The sequence below is a fragment of the uncultured Cedecea sp. genome (assembly GCF_947498825.1).
Classification (GTDB): Bacteria; Pseudomonadota; Gammaproteobacteria; order Enterobacterales; family Enterobacteriaceae; genus JGM124.
In genome coordinates this window covers 1-567 of sequence record NZ_CANMLV010000064.1, presented here as the reverse complement: position 1 = coordinate 567, position 567 = coordinate 1, and the positions used below count along the sequence as shown (strand labels likewise).

Genomic DNA, 567 nt, shown 5'->3' with positions numbered 1-567 from the left:
TTGGTGCCTTCGGGAACTCTGAGACAGGTGCTGCATGGCTGTCGTCAGCTCGTGTTGTGAAATGTTGGGTTAAGTCCCGCAACGAGCGCAACCCTTATCCTTTGTTGCCAGCGGTTCGGCCGGGAACTCAAAGGAGACTGCCAGTGATAAACTGGAGGAAGGTGGGGATGACGTCAAGTCATCATGGCCCTTACGAGTAGGGCTACACACGTGCTACAATGGCGCATACAAAGAGAAGCGACCTCGCGAGAGCAAGCGGACCTCATAAAGTGCGTCGTAGTCCGGATTGGAGTCTGCAACTCGACTCCATGAAGTCGGAATCGCTAGTAATCGTAGATCAGAATGCTACGGTGAATACGTTCCCGGGCCTTGTACACACCGCCCGTCACACCATGGGAGTGGGTTGCAAAAGAAGTAGATAGCTTAACCTTCGGGAGGGCGTTTACCACTTTGTGATTCATGACTGGGGTGAAGTCGTAACAAGGTAACCGTAGGGGAACCTGCGGTTGGATCACCTCCTTACCTGAAAGATACGATATTGCGTAGTGCTCACACAGATTGTCTGAT

General features: G+C 52.2%; 1 rRNA gene. It reads left to right on the top strand.

Annotation, left to right across the window (positions count from 1 at the left end):
- Window positions 1-522, top strand: a 16S ribosomal RNA gene (locus Q1A40_RS22935); the annotation flags it as partial.
- Between the last annotated feature and the right edge of the window lie 45 nt (window positions 523-567).